Here is an 18,444-nt window from a genome sequence, read left to right as displayed (position 1 = left end):
AGCCGCTCCGAAAAGCACCCGGCGGACGCGCCCCAGACATCGGAGGCTTCTGATGGCCGGAATTGATCCCTATGAGTACGCGGCTGTCCATGGCCCCCGCGCCGGCGACCGGGTCGTACTCGGCGACTCGGGCCTGGTCGTACGGGTGGAGTCGGACTCCCAGAAACCGGGGGAGGAGTTCCTCGCCGGATTCGGTAAGACCGCCCGGGACGGACTGCACCTCAAAGCCGCTGCCGTACGGGAGACCTGCGACGTCGTCATCAGCAACGTCCTGGTCATCGACGCCGTCCAGGGCATCCGCAAGGCCTCCATCGGCATCCGCGAGGGCCGGATCGCCGGCATCGGTCGCGCGGGCAACCCCGACACCCTCGACGGGGTGGAGGTCGTCACGGGCACGGGCACGACCATCGTCTCCGGCGAAGGCCTGATCGCCACCGCCGGAGCCGTGGACACCCATGTCCATCTCCTCTCACCGCGGATCATGGAAGCGTCCCTCGCCTCCGGTGTGACCACGGTGATCGGCCAGGAGTTCGGCCCGGTCTGGGGAGTGGGCGTCAATTCGCCCTGGGCCCTGAAGCACGCCTTCAACGCCTTTGACGCCTGGCCGGTGAACATCGGCTTCCTCGCCCGCGGCTCATCATCAGACGCGGCCCCCCTGGTGGAGGCCCTGGCCGATGGCGGTGCCTGCGGGTTCAAGGTCCATGAGGACATGGGCGCCCACACCCGCGCCCTGGACACCGCCCTACGGGTCGCCGAAGAGCATGATGTCCAGGTCGCGCTGCACAGCGATGGACTCAATGAATGCCTCTCGGTCGAGGACACCCTGAGGGTCCTGGACGGTCGCACCATCCACGCGTTCCACATCGAGGGCTGCGGTGGCGGGCATGTGCCCAACGTCCTGAAGCTGGCCGGCGTACCCAACGTCATCGGCTCCTCGACCAATCCCACCCTCCCCTTCGGCCGGGACGCCGTCGCCGAGCACTACGGGATGATCGTCTCCGTACACGATCTCAAGACCGACCTCCCCGGGGACGCGGCGATGGCCCGCGACCGTATCCGTGCCGGGACGATGGGCGCGGAAGACGTACTGCACGACCTCGGCGCGATCGGCATCACCTCATCCGATGCCCAGGGCATGGGCCGCGCGGGCGAGACCGTACGTCGCACCTTCGCCATGGCCGGGAAGATGAAGGCCGAACTGGGCCCGATGGACGGCGATGGGCCGCACGACGACAACGGCCGAGTACTGCGGTACGTCGCCAAGCTGACCATCAACCCCGCCATCGCGCATGGTCTCGCTCAGGAGATCGGCTCCATCGAGGTGGGCAAGATGGCCGATATCGTGCTGTGGCAGCCCCAGTTCTTCGGGGCGAAACCCCAACTCGTGCTGAAGTCCGGCTTCCCCGCGTACGGGGTGACGGGCGACCCCAACGCGGCGACCGACACCTGTGAACCGCTGGTGATCGGGCCGCAGTTCGGGGCGTACGGCGCGACCGCCGCCGATATCTCCGTCGCCTTTGTGGCGGGCGCCGCCATCGACCTCGGCCAGGACCGGATGCCCACCCGCCGACGGCGGGTCGCGGTCCACGGCACCCGGGGCATCGGCCCCGGGGACCTGCTGCTGAACTCCCGCATCGGCGACGTCGGGGTGGACAACCACAGCGGCCTGGTCACCCTCGACGGTGCGCCCATCCGCTCGGAGCCCGCCGAATCCGTCTCCCTGAACCGCCTCTACTTCCTCTGACGCTCTCCGGCCTGCTCCGACTGAGCCGCCGTACCCTCCAAGGAGTTGCCGTATGTTCCGTATGCCGCCCGAGTGGGCACCGCACGAGCGCACCTGGATGGCGTGGCCGGTTCCCAACACCACCTTCACCGGCGACGACCTGGCGGCCTCCCGTCGGGCCTGGGCCGATGTGGCCCGTGCCGTACGTCGCTTCGAGCCGGTCACCGTTCTGGTCGGACCCGCGGGAACGGACGACGCCCGGGCGCTGCTCGGGCCGGAGATCGAGATCGTGGAAGCCGAACTCGACGACGCCTGGATGCGGGACATCGGCCCCACCTTCGTCACCGACGGTCAGCGGCTGGCAGCCGTGGACTGGGTGTTCAACGGCTGGGGAGCACAGGAGTGGGCCAGTTGGGGCCATGACTCCCAGATCGCCCGCCGAGTCGCGGACCTCATCGATGTCCCCGTGTACTCCTCCCCCCTGGTGAACGAGGGCGGCGGAATCCATGTCGACGGCGAGGGCACTGTCCTGCTGACGGAGACCGTCCAACTGGGCCCGGAGCGCAACCCCGGCTGGACCAAGGCGGAAGTGGAAGCCGAGATCCACCGCCGACTGGGCACCACCAAGGCGATCTGGCTGCGACGCGGTCTGACCGCGGACTACCCCCCGCACGGCTTCGGCACCCTCGGCCATGTCGACATCGTCGCGGCCTTCGCCGGCCCCGGCACCATCGTCGCCCACACCCAACCGGACCCGACCCATCCCGACCATGAACCCTGCGCGCGCAATGTGGCCTTCCTGCGGACCCAGACGGACGCCCGGGGCCGCCCCCTTGAGGTGGTGGAGATCGAAGCGCCCACGACCGTACGGAACGAGGAAGGCGGCTGGGCCGACTACTCCTACATCAACCACTACGTCTGCAACGGAGGCGTGGTGCTGTGCGCCTTCGACGACCCCCGCGATGACCAGGCCGCGGCGATCTTCCGCCGGCTGTACCCGGGCCGCGAGGTGGTCCTGGTCGATGCCCGGACCATCTTCGCAGGCGGGGGAGGCATCCACTGCATCACGCAGCAACAGCCCCGGGTGGGAGCCTGACCACCCGCGCACCTAGCCATCCGGTGAACTGACCGCCCGCAGCCCCCTCCGTACGGCCTCGGCGATCTCCTCGCCCCGCCCGCTGTCCAACAGGTCCCGCCCCACGCGTACATACGCCTGGCCATCGGGGGAGACCACCGGCCCGATGGAACGCAGCGCCCGCTCCGGTAGACCGAGTTGGAGGAGCGCCGCACGCAGCGCGGAAGCGGAGGCTTCGGCCCGGGCCCGGGCGTCACGCCAGGTCTGCATCTCCATCACCGGGCCTCCCGCTCTTGCGTCGGGCAGCGGGGGCAGCGGCACGGAGGATAGGCCGAGGACGTCAGCGGGCTGAGGGACGTCTGCGGACCGGTGGGGGTGTCCACCACGATCTGGGGGGACACGGGATATTGGGACCTGTCCGGCCTCACTCGGTACACGCGCATCGTCATCACTCGATGTCCATCATCATGCGGCTCCTGATCTCAAGCTGCCGCATGATCGGGCCTGCGGATACTCCGACCAGGCGGCAGGAGGATCACGCTATGCATCAGCACGACTACTCCACAGTGCCAGGCCGTCCCAGATTCTCGATCAGGTAGGGCGCTGCGTCCTACCTGATGAGCCCAAGCCGGTCTGCCAGCCCCAGCACTGAACTGTCCCGATGGGGAGCCCGCTCACGCAGCTCGGAGACGAGACGGCGCGATGTGGAGTGGTAGCGCATCCATTCCGGTGCATCAGCCTCGGCCTGGAGCAGTGCGGTCTCCGCAGCTCGGTCTCGGCCCAGGTCTGTGCACGCCTGGGCGCGGTCGATGTGGAATCGGGCACGCCACGTCGGGGGCAGCGACTCCAGATCGGAGATACCACGGGCTGTACGGAGGGCTTCCTCGCTGGATTCCATTTCGACCAGGAAGTTGACTTTGGCGACCCCGGCGTTCGTGGGACCGAACGGCGTGGCGTACACGTTTAGGTCACGGCCCATCGCCTCGGCTGCCCCCGTCGCCATGTTCAGCAACCGGGTCACCTCGCCGTGCTTGTCCTGCCGGACTGCGGCCGTGGCAGCGCGGAGCAGAAGAATTCCCCACAGGGCAAGGTCTGCGGGCGGGGACCGAAAGCCCGGCTCAATCTGCTCCGCACGGGTCAGTGCTACCCGCTCGGCATCTGCCAGACGGCCCTGCTTCGTCAGAACCCACGACAACGTGGATGCGGCTAGCGTCTCAAGGTTTGGATCATCGCTGTGTCGGATCGCGGCAACGGACCGCTCCATAGCCGTGAAGGCCGCGTCCTCCTTTCCGAGCGCGGTGAGCGTTGTCGCCGCCACCTGATAGGCAACAGCCAGCACAGAGTGCGCGGCCGCCGCTTCCTGACCGGTGAACGCGTGTGCGGCAGCGCGAGCGTCACGGATAAGCGGCGGCAGGAGTACGCCGATCTCCCCTATCCGACCCTCCCGCCGGACGGCCTCGGTCGAGACAAGAGATGCCTGCAACTCCTCGATACCCGACGGCTCCTCCGGATCTGGCTCGCCGCCCAGCAGGTCTCCGATCGGAGACACCGCCTGCCGCAGCGCCAGCACCGACGGCTGTGAGTCGTCCCCGGAGTGAGGAACCTCAAACGTGCTGGGCTGCCCCACGAGATAGCTCGGCTCGGTGTCCAGTGCCCGGGCCATGGCATTGATGCTGGATAGGCGAGCAGTCTTGCGACGGCCCTGTTCCAGCTTCCGGATCACGTCGACGGACAGGCGCGCCCGCTCGGCCAGGGACTCCTGAGTCATACCGCGACGCAGCCGCAGTTCTGCAATTCGGTCGCCCATACCCGATTCGAATGTCACGGCAAACCCCTGCCAGAAGGTGAGCATCCACCGTACTCCCGTGAGATGCACCCAAATCGACGACCTGGAGATATGAGGAGTGGCCGCATACATAGGGGCGCCGCCTCGGGTCGGTGTCGAGCCCCCTAGGCCCGATCTTGCGCCCACGCCCGAGTGTCATTGCCGCTGATCTCCCTTTGCCGGATGCCCTGTTGCCCGAATCGATCCGATGGACGCCGCCCCGCTCGTACTCCCGGTGGCCGAATGGATGGCAAGCCCTCCGGCGTCTCCCTCTCCCGTACGGTCCAGCGGTACCGTCGTCCAGAGCACACAGAGCCGAGGGGGCAAGATGACGGTGAACTGCCCGCGCTGCGGGGCCACGGTATTGCCAAGGCCCGATGGCAAATGGTCCTGCGGGAACTGCGGCAGCGGCGGATGAGTACTCAACGCGTTAAATGCGATGATTGCGGTCATCTAACCGGTTTCTCCGGGCCCCAGGGTGGCTATGTGTGTGGCCGGTGCTGGTATGTCGTCGAGCCGGCGGGGTATGCGCGACTGCGTGCGGAGGGGCTCAAGACCGTGGCGGCGACCCGCCAGGCGCGCTCCCGGGCGCGTAGGGCGCAGGCCGAGGAGGAGCGCACGGCTCCCACATAGGAGCGCCGCCCCTCCCGCGGACGGCGAACTCGTGTGGATGCCGTCGGGGCGCTACCGGGCCGTCGCGCGCAGGCGGCGCGCTGAACCGTTCGGCGACGCGGCGCGAAACCGACGGCCCAGCCCTGCCCAGCCCTGCCCGGCTTCGGCGAGCTGGCGATACCTCGCGCCCTCGCCATCACCGGTGGGAATGGCGCATCGTCGACGGTGATGGAGAGTGATCAGGTAGAACATACGGGTGAATGTGATGCTCAATGAGCCTGGTGGTAGCGCGTCTCGCAACAGCGGATTAGGTGACGATGTGCCTCGTGGGGCACAGGGGATCGGACATCGACTGTCGTACGGCGCGCAGATCCCCGGGCCGCCCGCGACGAGGCATTCTCGCCTCGCTCCAGAACCCGCTCCTGAAAGCATGGGCAGTAACCTGTGACCCCCGCATCCCGGCGCCGCAACATCGCGCCACCCCGTGAGTCCGTGCTCGCCGCCGCCATGGCCACCATCGCCGAGCACGGTCTCGATGGACTCACCATGGCGGGCCTCGGTCGAGACGTCGGAATGAGCAGTGGGCACCTGCTCTACTACTTCCGCACCAAGGACGAGCTGCTCCTGCGGACCCTGGAGTGGAGTGAGGGCCGTCTCGGTGTCAAGCGCGGCGAACTGCTCGCCAGCTCGGCCTCCGCCGCCGATCGACTGCGTTCCTATGTTGAGCTCTATGTTCCCGATGGCCCCCGGGACCCCCACTGGACCCTCTGGCTTGAGGTCTGGAACCGCTCCCAGCACGCCGGTGAGAAGGCCCGGGCACGGCAGGCCGCGATCGAGGAGGCATGGCACCGGGATCTGGTGGCGCTGCTGGCCGAAGGAGTCTCCCAGGGGGAGTTCCGATCCATCGCTCCCGATCGTTTCGCCACCCGGCTGCGCGCCATCCTCGATGGTTTCAGCGTCCATGTCGCGGTCGACATCCCCGGTACGGGACGCACCCAAGTGCTCGCACACATCGGCGAATTCCTCGAAGAAGCGCTTCACTCGAACAGGAGTTGACGTACCGTCAAAAACTGTGCCGGGCCCCCGACCACGGGGGGAACGCAAGGCACGCAAGTACACGGGATCGTTGCCCTTGCAAGCCTTGTCGGCCCGGTAGGTCCTCCGGCACGGTGCCGCCATGGGACGAGCGCAGTGGAAGAAGATCTGGGTCGGGTCGGCCGGGAACATGGTCGAGTGGTTCGACTGGTTTGTGTATGCAAGCTTTGCGACCTACTTCGCGGGTGCCTTCTTCCCCGAGGGGAATGAAACCGCCAAGTTGATGAACACCGCGGGCATCTTCGCCGTCGGGTTCTTCATGCGGCCGGTCGGCGGCTGGCTGCTGGGTCGGGTCGCCGACCGCAAGGGCCGTAAGGCGGCGCTCACCCTCACCGTCACCCTGATGTCCGCCTCGGCCCTGCTGATCGCGATCGCGCCGACCTACTCGGTCGCCGGCTACGGCGGCGCGGTCGTCCTGCTGATCGCCCGACTGCTGCAGGGCCTGTCAGTGGGCGGTGAGTACGCGGCCAGCGCCACCTATCTCACCGAGGCGTCCCCGCCACGGCATCGGGGCTTTGCCTCCAGTTTTCAGTATGTCTCGATGACCGCGGGCCAGATCCTCGGCCTGGGACTGCTGATCGTGCTCCAGCGCACGATGTCCGATGAAGCGCTGCACGGTTGGGGCTGGCGCATCCCCTTCGTCATCGGCGCGCTGGCCGCCGCCGTGGTGTTCTATCTGCGCCGCACCATGCTGGAGACCGAGGTCTACGAGGAGTCCGGCGACGACACCCCCGACTGCCTCAAGGGCACGGTCAAGGCGCTGCTGGCCCACAAGCGTGAGGCGTTCCTGGTCATCGCGCTCACGATGGGCGGGACGGTGGCCTACTACACGTACACCACATATCTGACCAAGTACCTCTCCATGTCCGCTGGACTCCCCAAGGAGACCGCGACCCTGGTCTCCTTCTGTGCGTTGATCGTCTTCGCCTGCGTCCAGCCCTTGGCGGGCGGTCTCTCCGACCGGATCGGCCGTCGGCCGCTTCTGATCACCTTCGCGCTCGGCTCGACCCTCCTCACCGTGCCGATCATGACGCTGCTGAAACACGCCGGGTCCTTCTGGCCCGCGTTCGGCCTCTCGCTGCTCGCGCTGCTGGTCATCACCGGCTATACCTCGATCAACGCCTGTGTGAAGGCGGAGTTGTTCCCCACCGGTGTGCGGGCGCTGGGAGTCGCGCTGCCGTACGCCATCGCCAACGCGCTCTTCGGCGGAACGGCCGAGTATGTGGCGCTGTGGTTCAAGGACTCGGGTATGGAGTCGGGCTTCTCCTGGTACGTCGCCGGTTGTGCGGCGGTATCGCTGATCGTCTATCTGACGATGCGTGAGACGCGTGGCACCGATCTCAACCGGGTGGGCGCCACCGTGGAACGGGAAGCGCCCACTCCGGTGAAGGTGGCATCCCGTTGATCTTCCGTTGCGTGCCTGCGGACGTTTGATCTTGGGTCGCGGTTGTACGTCATCGGTCTGATTGTCCCGATGCGCGGAGTGCGCTTCACTCATCGGAACCTTCGGCGAGGGCCGGGGCCATGATTCTGGGGGGAAGCATGCAATTACGGCTGACTGCTGCCGTGGTGACCGCCTGTGCCACCGCTCTGCTGCTACCGACAGGTGCCCGAGCCGACCCGGGTGGGGCCGAGCGGGGGCACCGCAAGCCCTTCACGGAACGGCTCGGCCTGGCCGGCGGTGACCGTTCGCAGGACATCGCCGTCAGCACCAACGGCCGCTATGTGGTCTTCACCTCGCGCTCCGTCGACCTGGTACCCGGTGATACGAACGGCGTGGAGGACGTCTTCGTCCGCGATCTGCGCTCCGGGCGTACGGAACGCGTCAGCACCACGGCCCAAGGGGAGCAGGCCGACGGCCGTAGCCATCGGCCCTCCATCAGCGCCGATGGGCGCTATGCCACCTTCCTCTCGGGCGCCGCCAATCTCCGCCCGCCCGGTTCGGGGGAGACCTACGGCATCTACCGCAAGGACCGCAGGACCGGCGCGGTGACCTACGTGGGGCGCGATGTCGGCGAGGGATTCACCAGTCCCAACGAGTCCACTGTGAGCGCCAACGGGCGCTTTGTCGCCTATGCCAGCTACCAGCGCGCCAGTCGCCCCTACCGGCAGATCGGCATCCGGGATCTACTCACCGGCTCCCTGGCGATCGTGCCCAGCAGGCTGGCGGGGACGCCGAGGTTCACCGCGTCAGGACGTCTGCTGGCCTATACGGATACCAGCCCCGCGCCGATTCAGTTCCCGCCCTCCAGCGCCCAGGTGTGGAACGGCGCGACAGGGAGATCCCAGCAGCTGGACACCGCACCGGACGGTTCCCCCGGGAACGGCAAGAGCTACAAGACGGACATCACACCGGACGGCCGGTATGCCGTCTTCGAGTCCACGGCCACCAATCTGGTCACTTCCCCCGACCCCAACGGCGCAGACTTCAATGTCTTCATCCGTGATCTGCGCACCGGGGTGATCCGGCGGATCGACGGGGTGAGGGACGGGGAGCGGACCGGTGTGGGCGCGCTGAGCGGGGATGGCCGCTATCTGGCGTTCAGCTCGTCGGGGTCGGTGTCGGGCGGCTCGTATCTGCGTGATCTCCGTACGGGTGCCACGCGTCCGGCGGCCCCCAATCCGGCCGGGGCGCCTTCGGACGAGGGCGCCGCCATCGGGCCACGTGCGCTGGACGCCCATGGACGGGTGCTGGTCTTCATGTCCCTGTCATCGGACCTGGTCCCGGGACCCGTACCGCCCAGGGATGCCTATGTGTACGCCCGCCACCTGCGCTGATTGGCTCGGTGTTCCGTATCTCCCGGGGCGGGGCCTATTCATCGGGAGGGAGATACGGACACCCCTTTCGGGGATGGACGGCAGGGATCCGGGAATCGTCGGCAGGGGCCGGCATGGGTACTCGCCCGCCTACCGAGATCGCTCGCCGGCAGGTCGCTGCCGAGGGGTGCTCGCTCGCGTTCGCGGCCGGGGTGACCAGGGGCTGGCATGGGCGCCCGCATGGTGAGACTGTGCGGCACCTTCGCGCGCCGCTGTGGCACACTTCCACCGTGCTTTCGTTCGCCATGATTATGGGCAGCAGGCGCGCCGGTCCGCAGTGATCGCCTCGTACCACCCGTACGACGCGCTCATCGTGCCTCAGACCCGCGCGCAAACCTCTCGCACCCGCGAGGGGTTTTTTCGTTTTCTGGCCCCAACCCCGGTCGAAAACGGACAGCGCGCGAAGATGGGGGCAAGTGGAGCCAGTAATTCCGGGAGCCACTCATCCGACAGGAGCAACACAGTCATGACCACACAGCCCACGGATACACGTACGGAGACCGAGGCGGGCTTCCGCGCCGATGACAGTTTTCATGTCTTCGACACGACGCTCCGCGACGGTGCACAGCGTGAGGGCATCAACCTCACCGTTGCCGACAAGCTGACCATCGCCCGGTATCTGGACGAGTTCGGTGTGGCTTTCATCGAGGGCGGCTGGCCCGGCGCCAACCCCCGTGACACGGAGTTCTTCGCCCGCGCCCAGCAGGAGATCACCTTCCGGCACGCCCAGCTGGTGGCCTTTGGCGCCACCCGTCGCGCCGGTGGGAAAGCAGCCGAAGATCCCCAGGTCAGAGCACTTTTGGAGTCCGGTGCCCCGGTGATCACCCTGGTCGCCAAGGCGCATGACCGGCATGTGGAACTGGCCTTGCGCACCACCCTCGAAGAGAACCTGGAGATGGTGCGCGACACCGTCTCCTACCTCTGCGCACAGGGCCGGCGGGTCTTTGTCGACTGTGAGCACTTCTTCGACGGCTACCGCGCCAATCCGGAGTACGCCAAATCCGTCGTCCGGGCCGCGGCCGACGCCGGCGCCGATGTCGTGGTGCTCTGCGACACCAACGGCGGGATGCTGCCCGCGCAGATCCAGGCCGTCGTCTCCACCGTCCTCGCCGACACCGGAGCACGCCTTGGCATCCACGCCCAGGACGACACCGGCTGCGCCGTCGCCAACAGCCTCGCCGCCGTGGACGCCGGCGCCACCCATGTCCAGTGCACGGCCAACGGCTACGGCGAGCGGGTCGGCAACGCCAACCTCTTCCCCGTGGTGGCCGCCCTTGAGCTGAAGTACGGCAAGAAGGTGCTGCCCCGGGGTGCGCTCGCCGAGATGACGCGGATCTCGCACGCCATCGCCGAGGTCGTCAACCTCACGCCCTCCACCCACCAGCCCTATGTGGGTGTTTCCGCCTTCGCCCACAAGGCCGGACTGCACGCCTCCGCGATCAAGGTCGACCCCGACCTGTACCAGCACATCGACCCCGAGCAGGTCGGCAACACCATGCGGATGCTCGTCTCCGACATGGCCGGTCGCGCCTCCATCGAGCTCAAGGGCAGGGAGCTGGGAGTAGACCTCGGCGGCGACCGCGCACTGATCGGCCGGGTCGTCGAGCGGGTCAAGGAGCGCGAGCTCCAGGGCTATACGTACGAGGCAGCCGACGCCTCCTTCGAGCTGCTGCTGCGTGCGGAGGCCGAGGGCAGGGCGCGTCGATACTTCCGTACCGAATCGTGGCGCACCATCTCCGAGAACCGGCCCGATGGAACCCACGCCAACGAGGCGACGGTGAAGCTCTGGGCCAAGGGGGAGCGGATCGTCGCCGCCGCCGAGGGCAACGGCCCGGTCAACGCGCTGGACCGGGCGATGCGGGTCGGCCTTGAGCGGTTCTATCCGCAGCTGGCCAAGATGGAGCTGATCGACTACAAGGTCCGCATCCTCGAAGGCCGGCACGGCACCGAGTCCACCACTCGGGTTCTGATCACCACGGGGGACGGCAACGGCGAGTGGGCCACGGTAGGAGTCGCCAACAACGTCATCGCCGCCTCCTGGCAGGCCCTGGAGGACGCCTACACCTACGGTCTGCTGCGCGCCGGCGTGGAACCGGCTGAATAGGCGAACAGAAGCCCGTGTCCTTACTTGTCCTGAAACAGTGCCTTTCAAGGTAGCGTCGAAGGATGAGGACCAGGCTGTTTTCCGCACTGTCCGGTCTGCTGCTGGCGCTCTTGGCCACCGTCCTTGGGGCGGCTCCGGGAGCGCAGGCGGCCACCGGCGCTGACCCGGTGGCCATCTCCCAGACCGCGAGCGGTCAGGTCACCGGCACCGAAACCGTGGCCAACGCGTTTGAGGACGGCCCGGTCTATGTCGATCCGCGCGCCTCGGGACAGCTGTCCCGAGGGGATGCGGACGCACTGGCGAAGAAGATCAAGGACGCGGACAAACCGCTCTTCGTCGCGGTCCTTCCGGTGAGCTCCGACTATCCGGCGGCCACCGTTCTGCCCTCCATCCGCACCGACACCGGGGTCACCGGCCTGTACGCGGTCCGCCTCGGCGACGGCTTCAACGCCGGCGCGGACAGCGCGGTGCTGTCGAACCAGGCGGTGCGGAACCTGGTGTCGGCCGTGAAGACACCTCCGGGTGCCGATGCGGCCACCCAGCTCAACAACTTCGCCGACCAGGCACTCCCCCAGATGCGCGGTAGCGCACCAGCCTCCTGGAACGCGAAGGACAACGGCGCACGCGGCTATGACTCAGCCATGAACACCGGAGCGTTGATCACTTTCGGTACGGTTCTGGTGGCGGGCGGAGCAGGTGCCTACGCCGTCATCCGCCGCAACCGGCGCCGCAAGGCGGCCGAGGAGCGGGCCGCACTCGAACGGTTGCGCGTGGTGGTGGACGAGGACATCACCGCCTTCGGCGAGGAACTCGACCGGCTCGACTTCCACCCCTCGGAGAAGGGCGCCGACGACGCGATGCGCGCCGACTACGAGCGGGCCCTCGACTCCTATGACCAGGCGAAGTCACGCATGGCGGCAGCCGGTCACCCCTCGGACGTCCGCCGGGTCACCAAGGCCCTCGACGACGGCCGATTCAGCCTGGGGGTACTGGACGCCCGCCGCGCCGGACGCGCCCTACCGGAGCGCCGGCCACCCTGCTTCTTCGATCCACGTCACGGCCCCTCGGTCGCCGACCGGGAGTGGACCCCGGCCGGGGGTGCGACCCGCGAGGTGCCGGTCTGCGCCACTGACGCGTCCCGACTGGACGACGGGCTGCCCCCGGACTCCCGTACCGTCGAGACGGAGAACGGCCGTCGCCCGTACTGGGAGGCGGGCCCGGCCTACGGTCCCTGGGCCGGCGGCTACTTCGGCGGCGGACTGCTCCCCGGACTGCTGGTGGGCACGGTGCTCGGCAGCATGCTCTCCTCGCCCGCCTACGCGGCGGACTACGGCGGAGAGGGGTTCGGTGACACCAGCGGTGGTGACTACTCGGGCGCCGACTTCGACTCCTCCGACTTCGGCGGCGGTGGCGACTGGGGCGGCGGCTCAGACGCGGGTGGCGGAGGCTTCGACGGCGGCGGCTTCTGAATCCGCGCGCCGAAGGACGACGACGCTTTCTGAGCCGCACCTTCCGGTCTGCGCCCGCTGACCGCACCGCACCGCACCAATTCTGGTCTGCGCTGAGGTGACGCCGCGCCGATGTGCGCTGAGCCGTACGGCCCCTTCCCGGAGCCGATACGGCTCCCATGCCGATGAGTGAGCGTGCCCCGGGGTGCGGCCCGCGAGTTCAGCGCCGGGCGGCCGCAACGCTTCCGGGGCCAGCAGGGGAGGCCCCCACGCGGAGCGCCCGCCCTGGCCGAGGGGGGAAACGGCAGGGCGGGCGCGCTCATGGTGCCCGCGAGGGGCAGCGGGGCCGGGTCAGGCGTTCTTGATCGCCGAGATGTCGAAGTTCAGCTTCACCTTGTCGCTGACCATCACGCCACCGGTCTCCAGGGCGGCGTTCCAGGTCAGGCCCCACTCGGAGCGCAGGATCTCGGCGCTGCCCTCGAAACCGATGCGCTCGTTGCCGTAGACGTCCTGGGCCGCGCCGTTGAACTCCAGGTCAATGGCGAGCGGACGGGTGACGTCCTTGATGGTCAGATCGCCGGTGACCCGGTACTGCTCGCCACCGAGCTGCTCGGCGTGGGTGGAGCGGAAGGTCATCAGCGGGAACTGCTCGGCGTCGAAGAAGTCGCCGCTGCGCAGATGGCCGTCGCGGTCCGCGATACCGGTGTCGATGCTGCCGATCTTGACGTCGATCACTGCCTTGGAGGCGGCGGGCTCCGCGCCGTTCAGGCTCAGGCTGCCCTCGTGCTCACCGAAGGTGCCACGGACATTGGTGACCATGGCATGGCGGACGGTGAAGCCGATGCTGGTGTGGGCGGGGTCGATGGTGTATTCACCGGTCAGGGCGGCCAGCGCCGGGTCCACTGAGGTGGCGACGGCGGTGGTGGGGGTGGCGGCCTTGCGGTTGAACAGACCCATGACGCTCTCCTTGGGGGGATGGTGTGTTGTTAAATCTTCAACGAGATTCACCATAGAGGCATTCCGTTTAAAGTTCAACATCTTTCCGTGGATCTCCCTCCTGACTCACCCCCCTGCAGTAGGCGTGCTTGACGAAAAATGCAGAACTGGAAGAATTGTCAAGCATGATCGCAGCCATGGCGGAGCCCCGCTACCTCGATGAGCGAACCGGTGACACCTATCCCATCGCCGCACCACGCTGGCGTGCCGACGGGGGAACACCGCTGACCGTGGCCCCCCTGCCCGGCATCACCCGCGCCGATGTGGACACCGACCGCCGCTCGCTCTGGCGCTATCAAGCCGCCCTTCCGCTCGCCTTCCCGCACCCCGTCTCCCTCGGTGAGGGCTGCACCCCGCTGGTCGAGAGCGAATGGGGCGGTGTGCCGGTCTCCTTCAAGCTGGAGTGGTTCAGCCCGACCGGGAGCTTCAAGGACCGCGGCACCAGCGTGATGATCTCCCTCCTGGCCCAGCAGGGCGTCACCGACGTCATCGAGGACAGCTCGGGCAACGGCGGTGCCTCCGTCGCCGCCTACTGCGCGGCCGCCGGCATCCGCGCCACCATCCTGGTGCCCGAGAAGACCTCGCCCGCCAAGGTCCTCCAGAGCCGTGCCTACGGAGCCACGGTCCAACTGGTGCCCGGAGACCGCCAGGCCACCGCGGCCGAAGCCCTCCGTCGCTCCGCCCACACCAGCTACGCCAGCCACAACTGGCACCCCTTCTTCCTCCAGGGCACCAAGACACTGGCCTACGAGATCTGGGAAGACCTCGGCTTCACGGCCCCCGACCAGGTGGTCACCGTCGCGGGAGCCGGTAGCACCGTGCTCGGCTGTGACCTCGGCTTCAGCGAACTGCTGGCCGCCGGGCAGATCGAGCGACCGCCGAAGCTGCTGGTCGCCCAACCCGCCAACTGCGCCCCCATCCACACCGCCTTCCAGGCCGGAGCCGACTCCTTCGTCCCCACCGAGTACGCCCCCACCATCGCCGAGGGCACCGCGATCCAGCGGCCCATCCGCCTCCCCGAGGTGCTGCGGGCCATCCGCCGATCCGGCGGCGACACGGTCGCGATCCCGGAGGACGGCATCAAGGCCGCCGTGCGGGCGCTGGCGGCCAAGGGCCTCTACGCGGAGCCGACCAGCGCCACCGCGGCCGCCGCGATCACCACCTTCGCCGCCCGTGGTCTGATCCGGCCGGGCGATCGCACGGTCGTCATCCTCACCGGCTCCGGGCTCAAGGCCACCACCGCCATGGGCGGGTTGATCGACGGAGGCGAAGCCCGATGACCGCCGAGGACGAGTTGCTGCTGCGCGAGGCGGAGAAGATCGCGACCGCGGTCGGCCGCATGTTCCCGGGGCTCTGCGAGGTCGTGCTGCACGATCTGCGCGATCCGACCGAGGCCGTCCGGGTGATCGAGAACAATCTCTCCGGCCGGGCGGTGGGTGAACCCGCCACGGAAATCGGCCTCGCCCGCATCCAGGACCCCGACTACCCCGACATCATCCAGAACTACCCCAACCGCTTCCCCGACGGCCGCGCCGCCAAGAGCACCTCCATCGGCATCAAGAACAGCGACGGGGTCTATGTGGCCGCGATCTGCCTCAACCTCGATGTCTCACTCCTCGAAGGGCTCGTCACCGGCATCGGCCGGCTCATCGCCACCGACGAGCACGCACAGCCACTCACCGAGACACTGCGCGCCCGGACCATCGACGAACTGCGCTCGGTGGCACAGGACTTCGCGGCGGTACGCGGCCGATCACCGGCGACCCTGGGGACGGGGGAGAAGCGCGAACTCGCCCGAACCCTGGAAACGCAGGGCTTTCTCCAGGTCAAACACTCGGTAGGGACCCTGGCGGGCATTCTGGGCGTGTCCCGCGCGACCGTGTACAACTACCTCCGGCAGTGACGGCGACGGCCCCTGTGACAGCGGGTCCCTGAAGAGCGGCCCCGACGGTCCCGGTGGCGGCGGGGTCCATGGAGAGCGGACCGAGGGCGTGCTAGACCAACGGGCAAGACCGCTCCAGCCCCTCGGAGGCTCCGATGCCGCTCCCGTCAGACTGGTCCCGCCGCGCCTTCCTCACCGCGGCCAGCACAAGCGCTCTCCCCCAACTCCCGCCAACACCCGCGCACCCCGCGCCCCTAGCCGATGCCGACCCCTACGCCGCGCTCCGGCGGCGCTGGCTGGAGATCAGTCTCGGCACCGGATACGACCCCGCCATCGAGCCCTACGCCACACGCGTCGCCGAGACCGTACGGCTGGCGACCGCCTTCCGCGCGACCATGGCTCCCGCCCCCGACCGCCTCTGGCCCGAGCACCCCTTCCAGCCGCCCACCGGTATCACCCGGAGCTACGACCGACTCTGGACCATGGCCCGCGCCCATCGACACAGCCAGGACGCGGGATTGCTCGCCGACACCATCCGCGGCCTCGACCATCTCGCCGCCACCGTCTACCACCCGGGCACCACCCGTTACGGCAATTGGTGGGAGTGGCAGATCGGCAGCCCCCGCCTGCTGATGGACATCACCGCCCTGCTCCACGCCCATCTGAGCCCGGACCAGCGCGATGCCGCGTATGCCGCGGTGGACCACTTCATCCCGGACACCATGCTGGGTGCGTACACCGGCACCTCCACCGGCGCCAACCGGGTCGACCTCTGCCGCTCGGTCGCCCTCCGCGGCATCCTGGGCGCCGCGCCGGACAGGATCGCCCTGGCCCGGGACGCCCTTTCGCCCGTCTTCCCGCTGGTGACGGAGGGGGATGGGCTCTACGCCGACGGATCGTTCGTCCAACACACCTCGGTCGCCTACTCCGGCACCTACGGGCAGGTCCTGCTCGATGGCCTCGGGCGACTCTTCGCCCTGCTCGCCGGGTCCCCCTGGGCGGTCGTCGACCCTCGCCGGCAGACCATCCTCGACAGCGTGGAGCACGCCTTCGCCCCACTGATCCACAACGGGCTGATGATGGACAGCGTCAACGGCCGCGCCATCAGCCGCGGCCGTCTGCGGCACGACGAGAGCCGGATCATGCGCGGTGACCACTTCCACGGTCACGCCATGATCAGCGCCATCGCCCTGCTCGCGGAAGGCGCCAGCGCCACCGAGCGCGAACGGTGGCACGCCCGCATCAAGGGCTGGATCGACCGGGACACCACCACCCCGATCCTGACCAGCCCCCAGTACGACGTGGCCGACCTCGCCCGGCTGCACGCCGTCGCCGCCGCTCCCGTACCCGCCGTGCCCGAACCAGTCGGCCACAAGCTCTACCCCGCCATGGACCGGGCCGTGCACCGGCGCCCGGGATGGACCGCCAACATCGCGATGGCCTCGGAGCGGATCTCGTCCTATGAGTGCGGCAACGGCGAGAATCCACGCGGCTGGCACACCGGGGCCGGAATGCTCTACTGGTGGCCCGACCAGCACGGCGACGGGGCCGGCGGGGCCGAAGGGGCCGAAGGGGCCGCTCAGTACACGGACTGGTTCTGGCCGACCGTGGACTGGTACCGACTGCCCGGCACCACCGTCTCCACCCGGCGGCTCGCCGACCGCGCGGGTGGTGAATGGGGCGCGCCTCGACCCGCCGCCCCTTGGGTGGGCGGCACCAGCGACGGTGAGTACGCGGCGATCGGCCAGCATCTGCTGGGGCTCGGCTCCACCCTGGAGGCCCGTAAGTCATGGTTCTGCGTCGCCGATTGCGTGATCTGCCTCGGGGCGGGGATCAGCTGCACCGATGGCGTACCCGTCGAGACGGTCATCGACAACCGCAACCTCGGCGCAGCCGGAACGCAGCGACTGACCCTCGGCGGCGGCTGGGCCCACCTGGAAGGACACGGCGGTTGGGTCTTCCCCCGTGGTCAGCCGACGGGCGGTGGCCGCGGAGCTGCGGGGCTGCGCACGCTCCGCGAAGACCGCACCGGGGCCTGGAGCGACATCAACTCCACCAGCTCCACCGAGCGGGTCACCCGCCGCTACCAGACCCTCTGGTTCGACCACGGCACCGATCCGGTCCGGGCCGGGTACGCCTATCTCCTGATGCCGGGCGCGAGCCGGCGGACGCTGACCGCGCGGGCCGCCGATCGACGCTGGCTCACGATCCTCGCCAATGACGCGTCCCAGCAGTCGGTGGCCGTTGCTTCGCTGGGCCTCCTGGCGGCGAACTTCTGGCAGGCGGGTACGGTGGGCCCGCTCACCGCGACCGCGCCCGCGAGCGTCCTCGTACGGATGTCACGGCAGCCACGGACGCCGGAGCGGTCGCGTGGGCGTCGACGGACCGCCACCTTGGATCTCAGCGATCCACCACGGTCCCGAGAACCCCTGGAGATCAGCTGGCGCCACCCCGTACGGGAGGTACTCCACCACGGTCCGGGAGTCGAGGTGCTCTCCGCCGGGCGGACCCTCCGGGTACGGCTGACCGGGGCCACCGCCGGCGAGAGCCACCGCTGTGAGGTTGCTCTCGCATAAACACTTTATGGAGAGTCCACAAACATCAGTGGTCGTGCGCTGGTGGTTGGGCTTCTGTACTGGATGCTTCTGTGGAAGACCAACAGGAGAACGGTCAGGAGACTGTACAGAGTCAACGGCACGGTTTCCTTGGTCGCGTCCGTAGGGTCGATGCATGACCGTTGTGGACGAAACCTCCAGCGAGCCCACCGACGCCCGTGGGCGTGTAGCGGAACTGCGCGCCCTCCGGGAGCGGGCGGTGGCTGGGCCCAGTGATCGGGCGACCGAGGCGCAGCATGCGAAGGGCAAGCT

Annotated in this window: 14 protein-coding genes; 10 read left to right on the top strand and 4 right to left on the bottom strand. The window is 68.6% G+C overall.

The window, feature by feature from the left end:
• The first annotated feature begins 52 nt into the window (after window positions 1-52).
• Together NBG84_RS05245 and NBG84_RS05240 are read left to right on the top strand one after the other, a co-directional pair.
• Window positions 53-1,744 (top strand): urease subunit alpha, encoded by a 1,692-nt coding sequence (locus NBG84_RS05245; protein WP_250918083.1) that lies wholly within the window; start codon window positions 53-55, stop codon window positions 1,742-1,744.
• 52 nt (window positions 1,745-1,796) lie between these two features.
• The gene (locus NBG84_RS05240) at window positions 1,797-2,819 is read left to right on the top strand and encodes an agmatine deiminase family protein (protein WP_250918082.1); all 1,023 of its coding nucleotides are present in this window, start codon (window positions 1,797-1,799) and stop codon (window positions 2,817-2,819) included.
• Between the two features lie 12 nt (window positions 2,820-2,831).
• Here the strand turns inward: NBG84_RS05240 and NBG84_RS05235 are convergent, their stop codons facing one another.
• The 3 genes from NBG84_RS05235 to NBG84_RS05225 form a co-directional block, all read right to left on the bottom strand.
• On the bottom strand, window positions 2,832-3,074 hold the full coding sequence (locus tag NBG84_RS05235; protein ID WP_250918081.1) for a hypothetical protein: 243 nt from the start codon (window positions 3,072-3,074) through the stop codon (window positions 2,832-2,834).
• Between the two features lie 334 nt (window positions 3,075-3,408).
• The gene (locus tag NBG84_RS05230; protein ID WP_308312009.1) at window positions 3,409-4,623 is read right to left on the bottom strand and encodes a helix-turn-helix domain-containing protein; all 1,215 of its coding nucleotides are present in this window, start codon (window positions 4,621-4,623) and stop codon (window positions 3,409-3,411) included.
• Window positions 4,624-5,307: 684 nt separating this feature from the next.
• Window positions 5,308-5,487, bottom strand: coding sequence for a hypothetical protein (locus NBG84_RS05225; protein ID WP_250918080.1), 180 nt, complete (start codon window positions 5,485-5,487; stop codon window positions 5,308-5,310).
• A gap of 192 nt (window positions 5,488-5,679) precedes the next feature.
• Between NBG84_RS05225 and NBG84_RS05220 the strand changes: the two genes are divergently transcribed.
• The 5 genes from NBG84_RS05220 (at window position 5,680) to NBG84_RS05200 (ending at window position 12,720) form a co-directional block, all read left to right on the top strand.
• Window positions 5,680-6,291 carry a TetR/AcrR family transcriptional regulator gene (locus NBG84_RS05220; protein WP_250918079.1) on the top strand — a complete coding sequence of 204 codons (612 nt, stop codon included), beginning with the start codon at window positions 5,680-5,682 and terminating at the stop codon, window positions 6,289-6,291.
• 121 nt (window positions 6,292-6,412) lie between these two features.
• Entirely contained in the window at window positions 6,413-7,735 is a 1,323-nt protein-coding gene (locus NBG84_RS05215; protein WP_250918078.1) for an MFS transporter, read from the top strand.
• Window positions 7,736-7,872: 137 nt separating this feature from the next.
• Window positions 7,873-9,108 (top strand): TolB-like translocation protein, encoded by a 1,236-nt coding sequence (locus NBG84_RS05210; protein ID WP_250918077.1) that lies wholly within the window; start codon window positions 7,873-7,875, stop codon window positions 9,106-9,108.
• A gap of 505 nt (window positions 9,109-9,613) precedes the next feature.
• Window positions 9,614-11,251 (top strand): citramalate synthase, encoded by a 1,638-nt coding sequence (cimA, locus tag NBG84_RS05205; RefSeq protein ID WP_250918076.1) that lies wholly within the window; start codon window positions 9,614-9,616, stop codon window positions 11,249-11,251.
• Between the two features lie 62 nt (window positions 11,252-11,313).
• On the top strand, window positions 11,314-12,720 hold the full coding sequence (locus NBG84_RS05200) for a hypothetical protein (RefSeq protein ID WP_250918075.1): 1,407 nt from the start codon (window positions 11,314-11,316) through the stop codon (window positions 12,718-12,720).
• A 330-nt stretch (window positions 12,721-13,050) separates the two neighbouring features.
• Here the strand turns inward: NBG84_RS05200 and NBG84_RS05195 are convergent, their stop codons facing one another.
• Window positions 13,051-13,656, bottom strand: coding sequence for a YceI family protein (locus NBG84_RS05195; RefSeq protein ID WP_250918074.1), 606 nt, complete (start codon window positions 13,654-13,656; stop codon window positions 13,051-13,053).
• Between the two features lie 164 nt (window positions 13,657-13,820).
• Here NBG84_RS05195 and NBG84_RS05190 point away from each other — a divergent pair, with 164 nt between their 5' ends.
• The 3 genes from NBG84_RS05190 to NBG84_RS05180 all read left to right on the top strand — a co-directional run bounded on the left by NBG84_RS05190 (window position 13,821) and on the right by NBG84_RS05180 (window position 18,153).
• Complete coding sequence (locus tag NBG84_RS05190) at window positions 13,821-14,975, top strand: threonine synthase (RefSeq protein WP_250918073.1); 1,155 nt, start codon at window positions 13,821-13,823, stop codon at window positions 14,973-14,975.
• Complete coding sequence (locus NBG84_RS05185; RefSeq protein ID WP_250918072.1) at window positions 14,972-15,598, top strand: helix-turn-helix transcriptional regulator; 627 nt, start codon at window positions 14,972-14,974, stop codon at window positions 15,596-15,598. The genes NBG84_RS05190 and NBG84_RS05185 overlap by 4 nt, the downstream gene beginning before the upstream one ends.
• A 134-nt stretch (window positions 15,599-15,732) precedes the next feature.
• Window positions 15,733-18,153 (top strand): polysaccharide lyase 8 family protein, encoded by a 2,421-nt coding sequence (locus NBG84_RS05180; RefSeq protein WP_250918071.1) that lies wholly within the window; start codon window positions 15,733-15,735, stop codon window positions 18,151-18,153.
• The last annotated feature ends 291 nt before the right edge of the window (window positions 18,154-18,444 follow it).

The organism is Streptomyces albipurpureus, from assembly GCF_023701525.1.
Classification (GTDB): Bacteria; Actinomycetota; Actinomycetes; order Streptomycetales; family Streptomycetaceae; genus Streptomyces; species Streptomyces albipurpureus.
Note: the sequence above shows the minus strand (reverse complement) of the source record. Positions and strands in the feature narration are given on the sequence as shown.

Coding starts and splice junctions, on each gene's coding strand:
- NBG84_RS05215 (WP_250918078.1), top strand. CDS start 6,413: ATGGGACGAGCGCAGTGGAAGAAGATCTGGGTCGGGTCGGCCGGGAAC.
- NBG84_RS05225 (WP_250918080.1), bottom strand. CDS start 5,487: ATGTTCTACCTGATCACTCTCCATCACCGTCGACGATGCGCCATTCCC.
- NBG84_RS05185 (WP_250918072.1), top strand. CDS start 14,972: ATGACCGCCGAGGACGAGTTGCTGCTGCGCGAGGCGGAGAAGATCGCG.
- NBG84_RS05190 (WP_250918073.1), top strand. CDS start 13,821: ATGATCGCAGCCATGGCGGAGCCCCGCTACCTCGATGAGCGAACCGGT.
- NBG84_RS05235 (WP_250918081.1), bottom strand. CDS start 3,074: ATGGAGATGCAGACCTGGCGTGACGCCCGGGCCCGGGCCGAAGCCTCC.
- NBG84_RS05180 (WP_250918071.1), top strand. CDS start 15,733: ATGCCGCTCCCGTCAGACTGGTCCCGCCGCGCCTTCCTCACCGCGGCC.
- NBG84_RS05195 (WP_250918074.1), bottom strand. CDS start 13,656: ATGGGTCTGTTCAACCGCAAGGCCGCCACCCCCACCACCGCCGTCGCC.
- NBG84_RS05240 (WP_250918082.1), top strand. CDS start 1,797: ATGTTCCGTATGCCGCCCGAGTGGGCACCGCACGAGCGCACCTGGATG.
- NBG84_RS05245 (WP_250918083.1), top strand. CDS start 53: ATGGCCGGAATTGATCCCTATGAGTACGCGGCTGTCCATGGCCCCCGC.
- cimA (WP_250918076.1), top strand. CDS start 9,614: ATGACCACACAGCCCACGGATACACGTACGGAGACCGAGGCGGGCTTC.
- NBG84_RS05210 (WP_250918077.1), top strand. CDS start 7,873: ATGCAATTACGGCTGACTGCTGCCGTGGTGACCGCCTGTGCCACCGCT.
- NBG84_RS05200 (WP_250918075.1), top strand. CDS start 11,314: ATGAGGACCAGGCTGTTTTCCGCACTGTCCGGTCTGCTGCTGGCGCTC.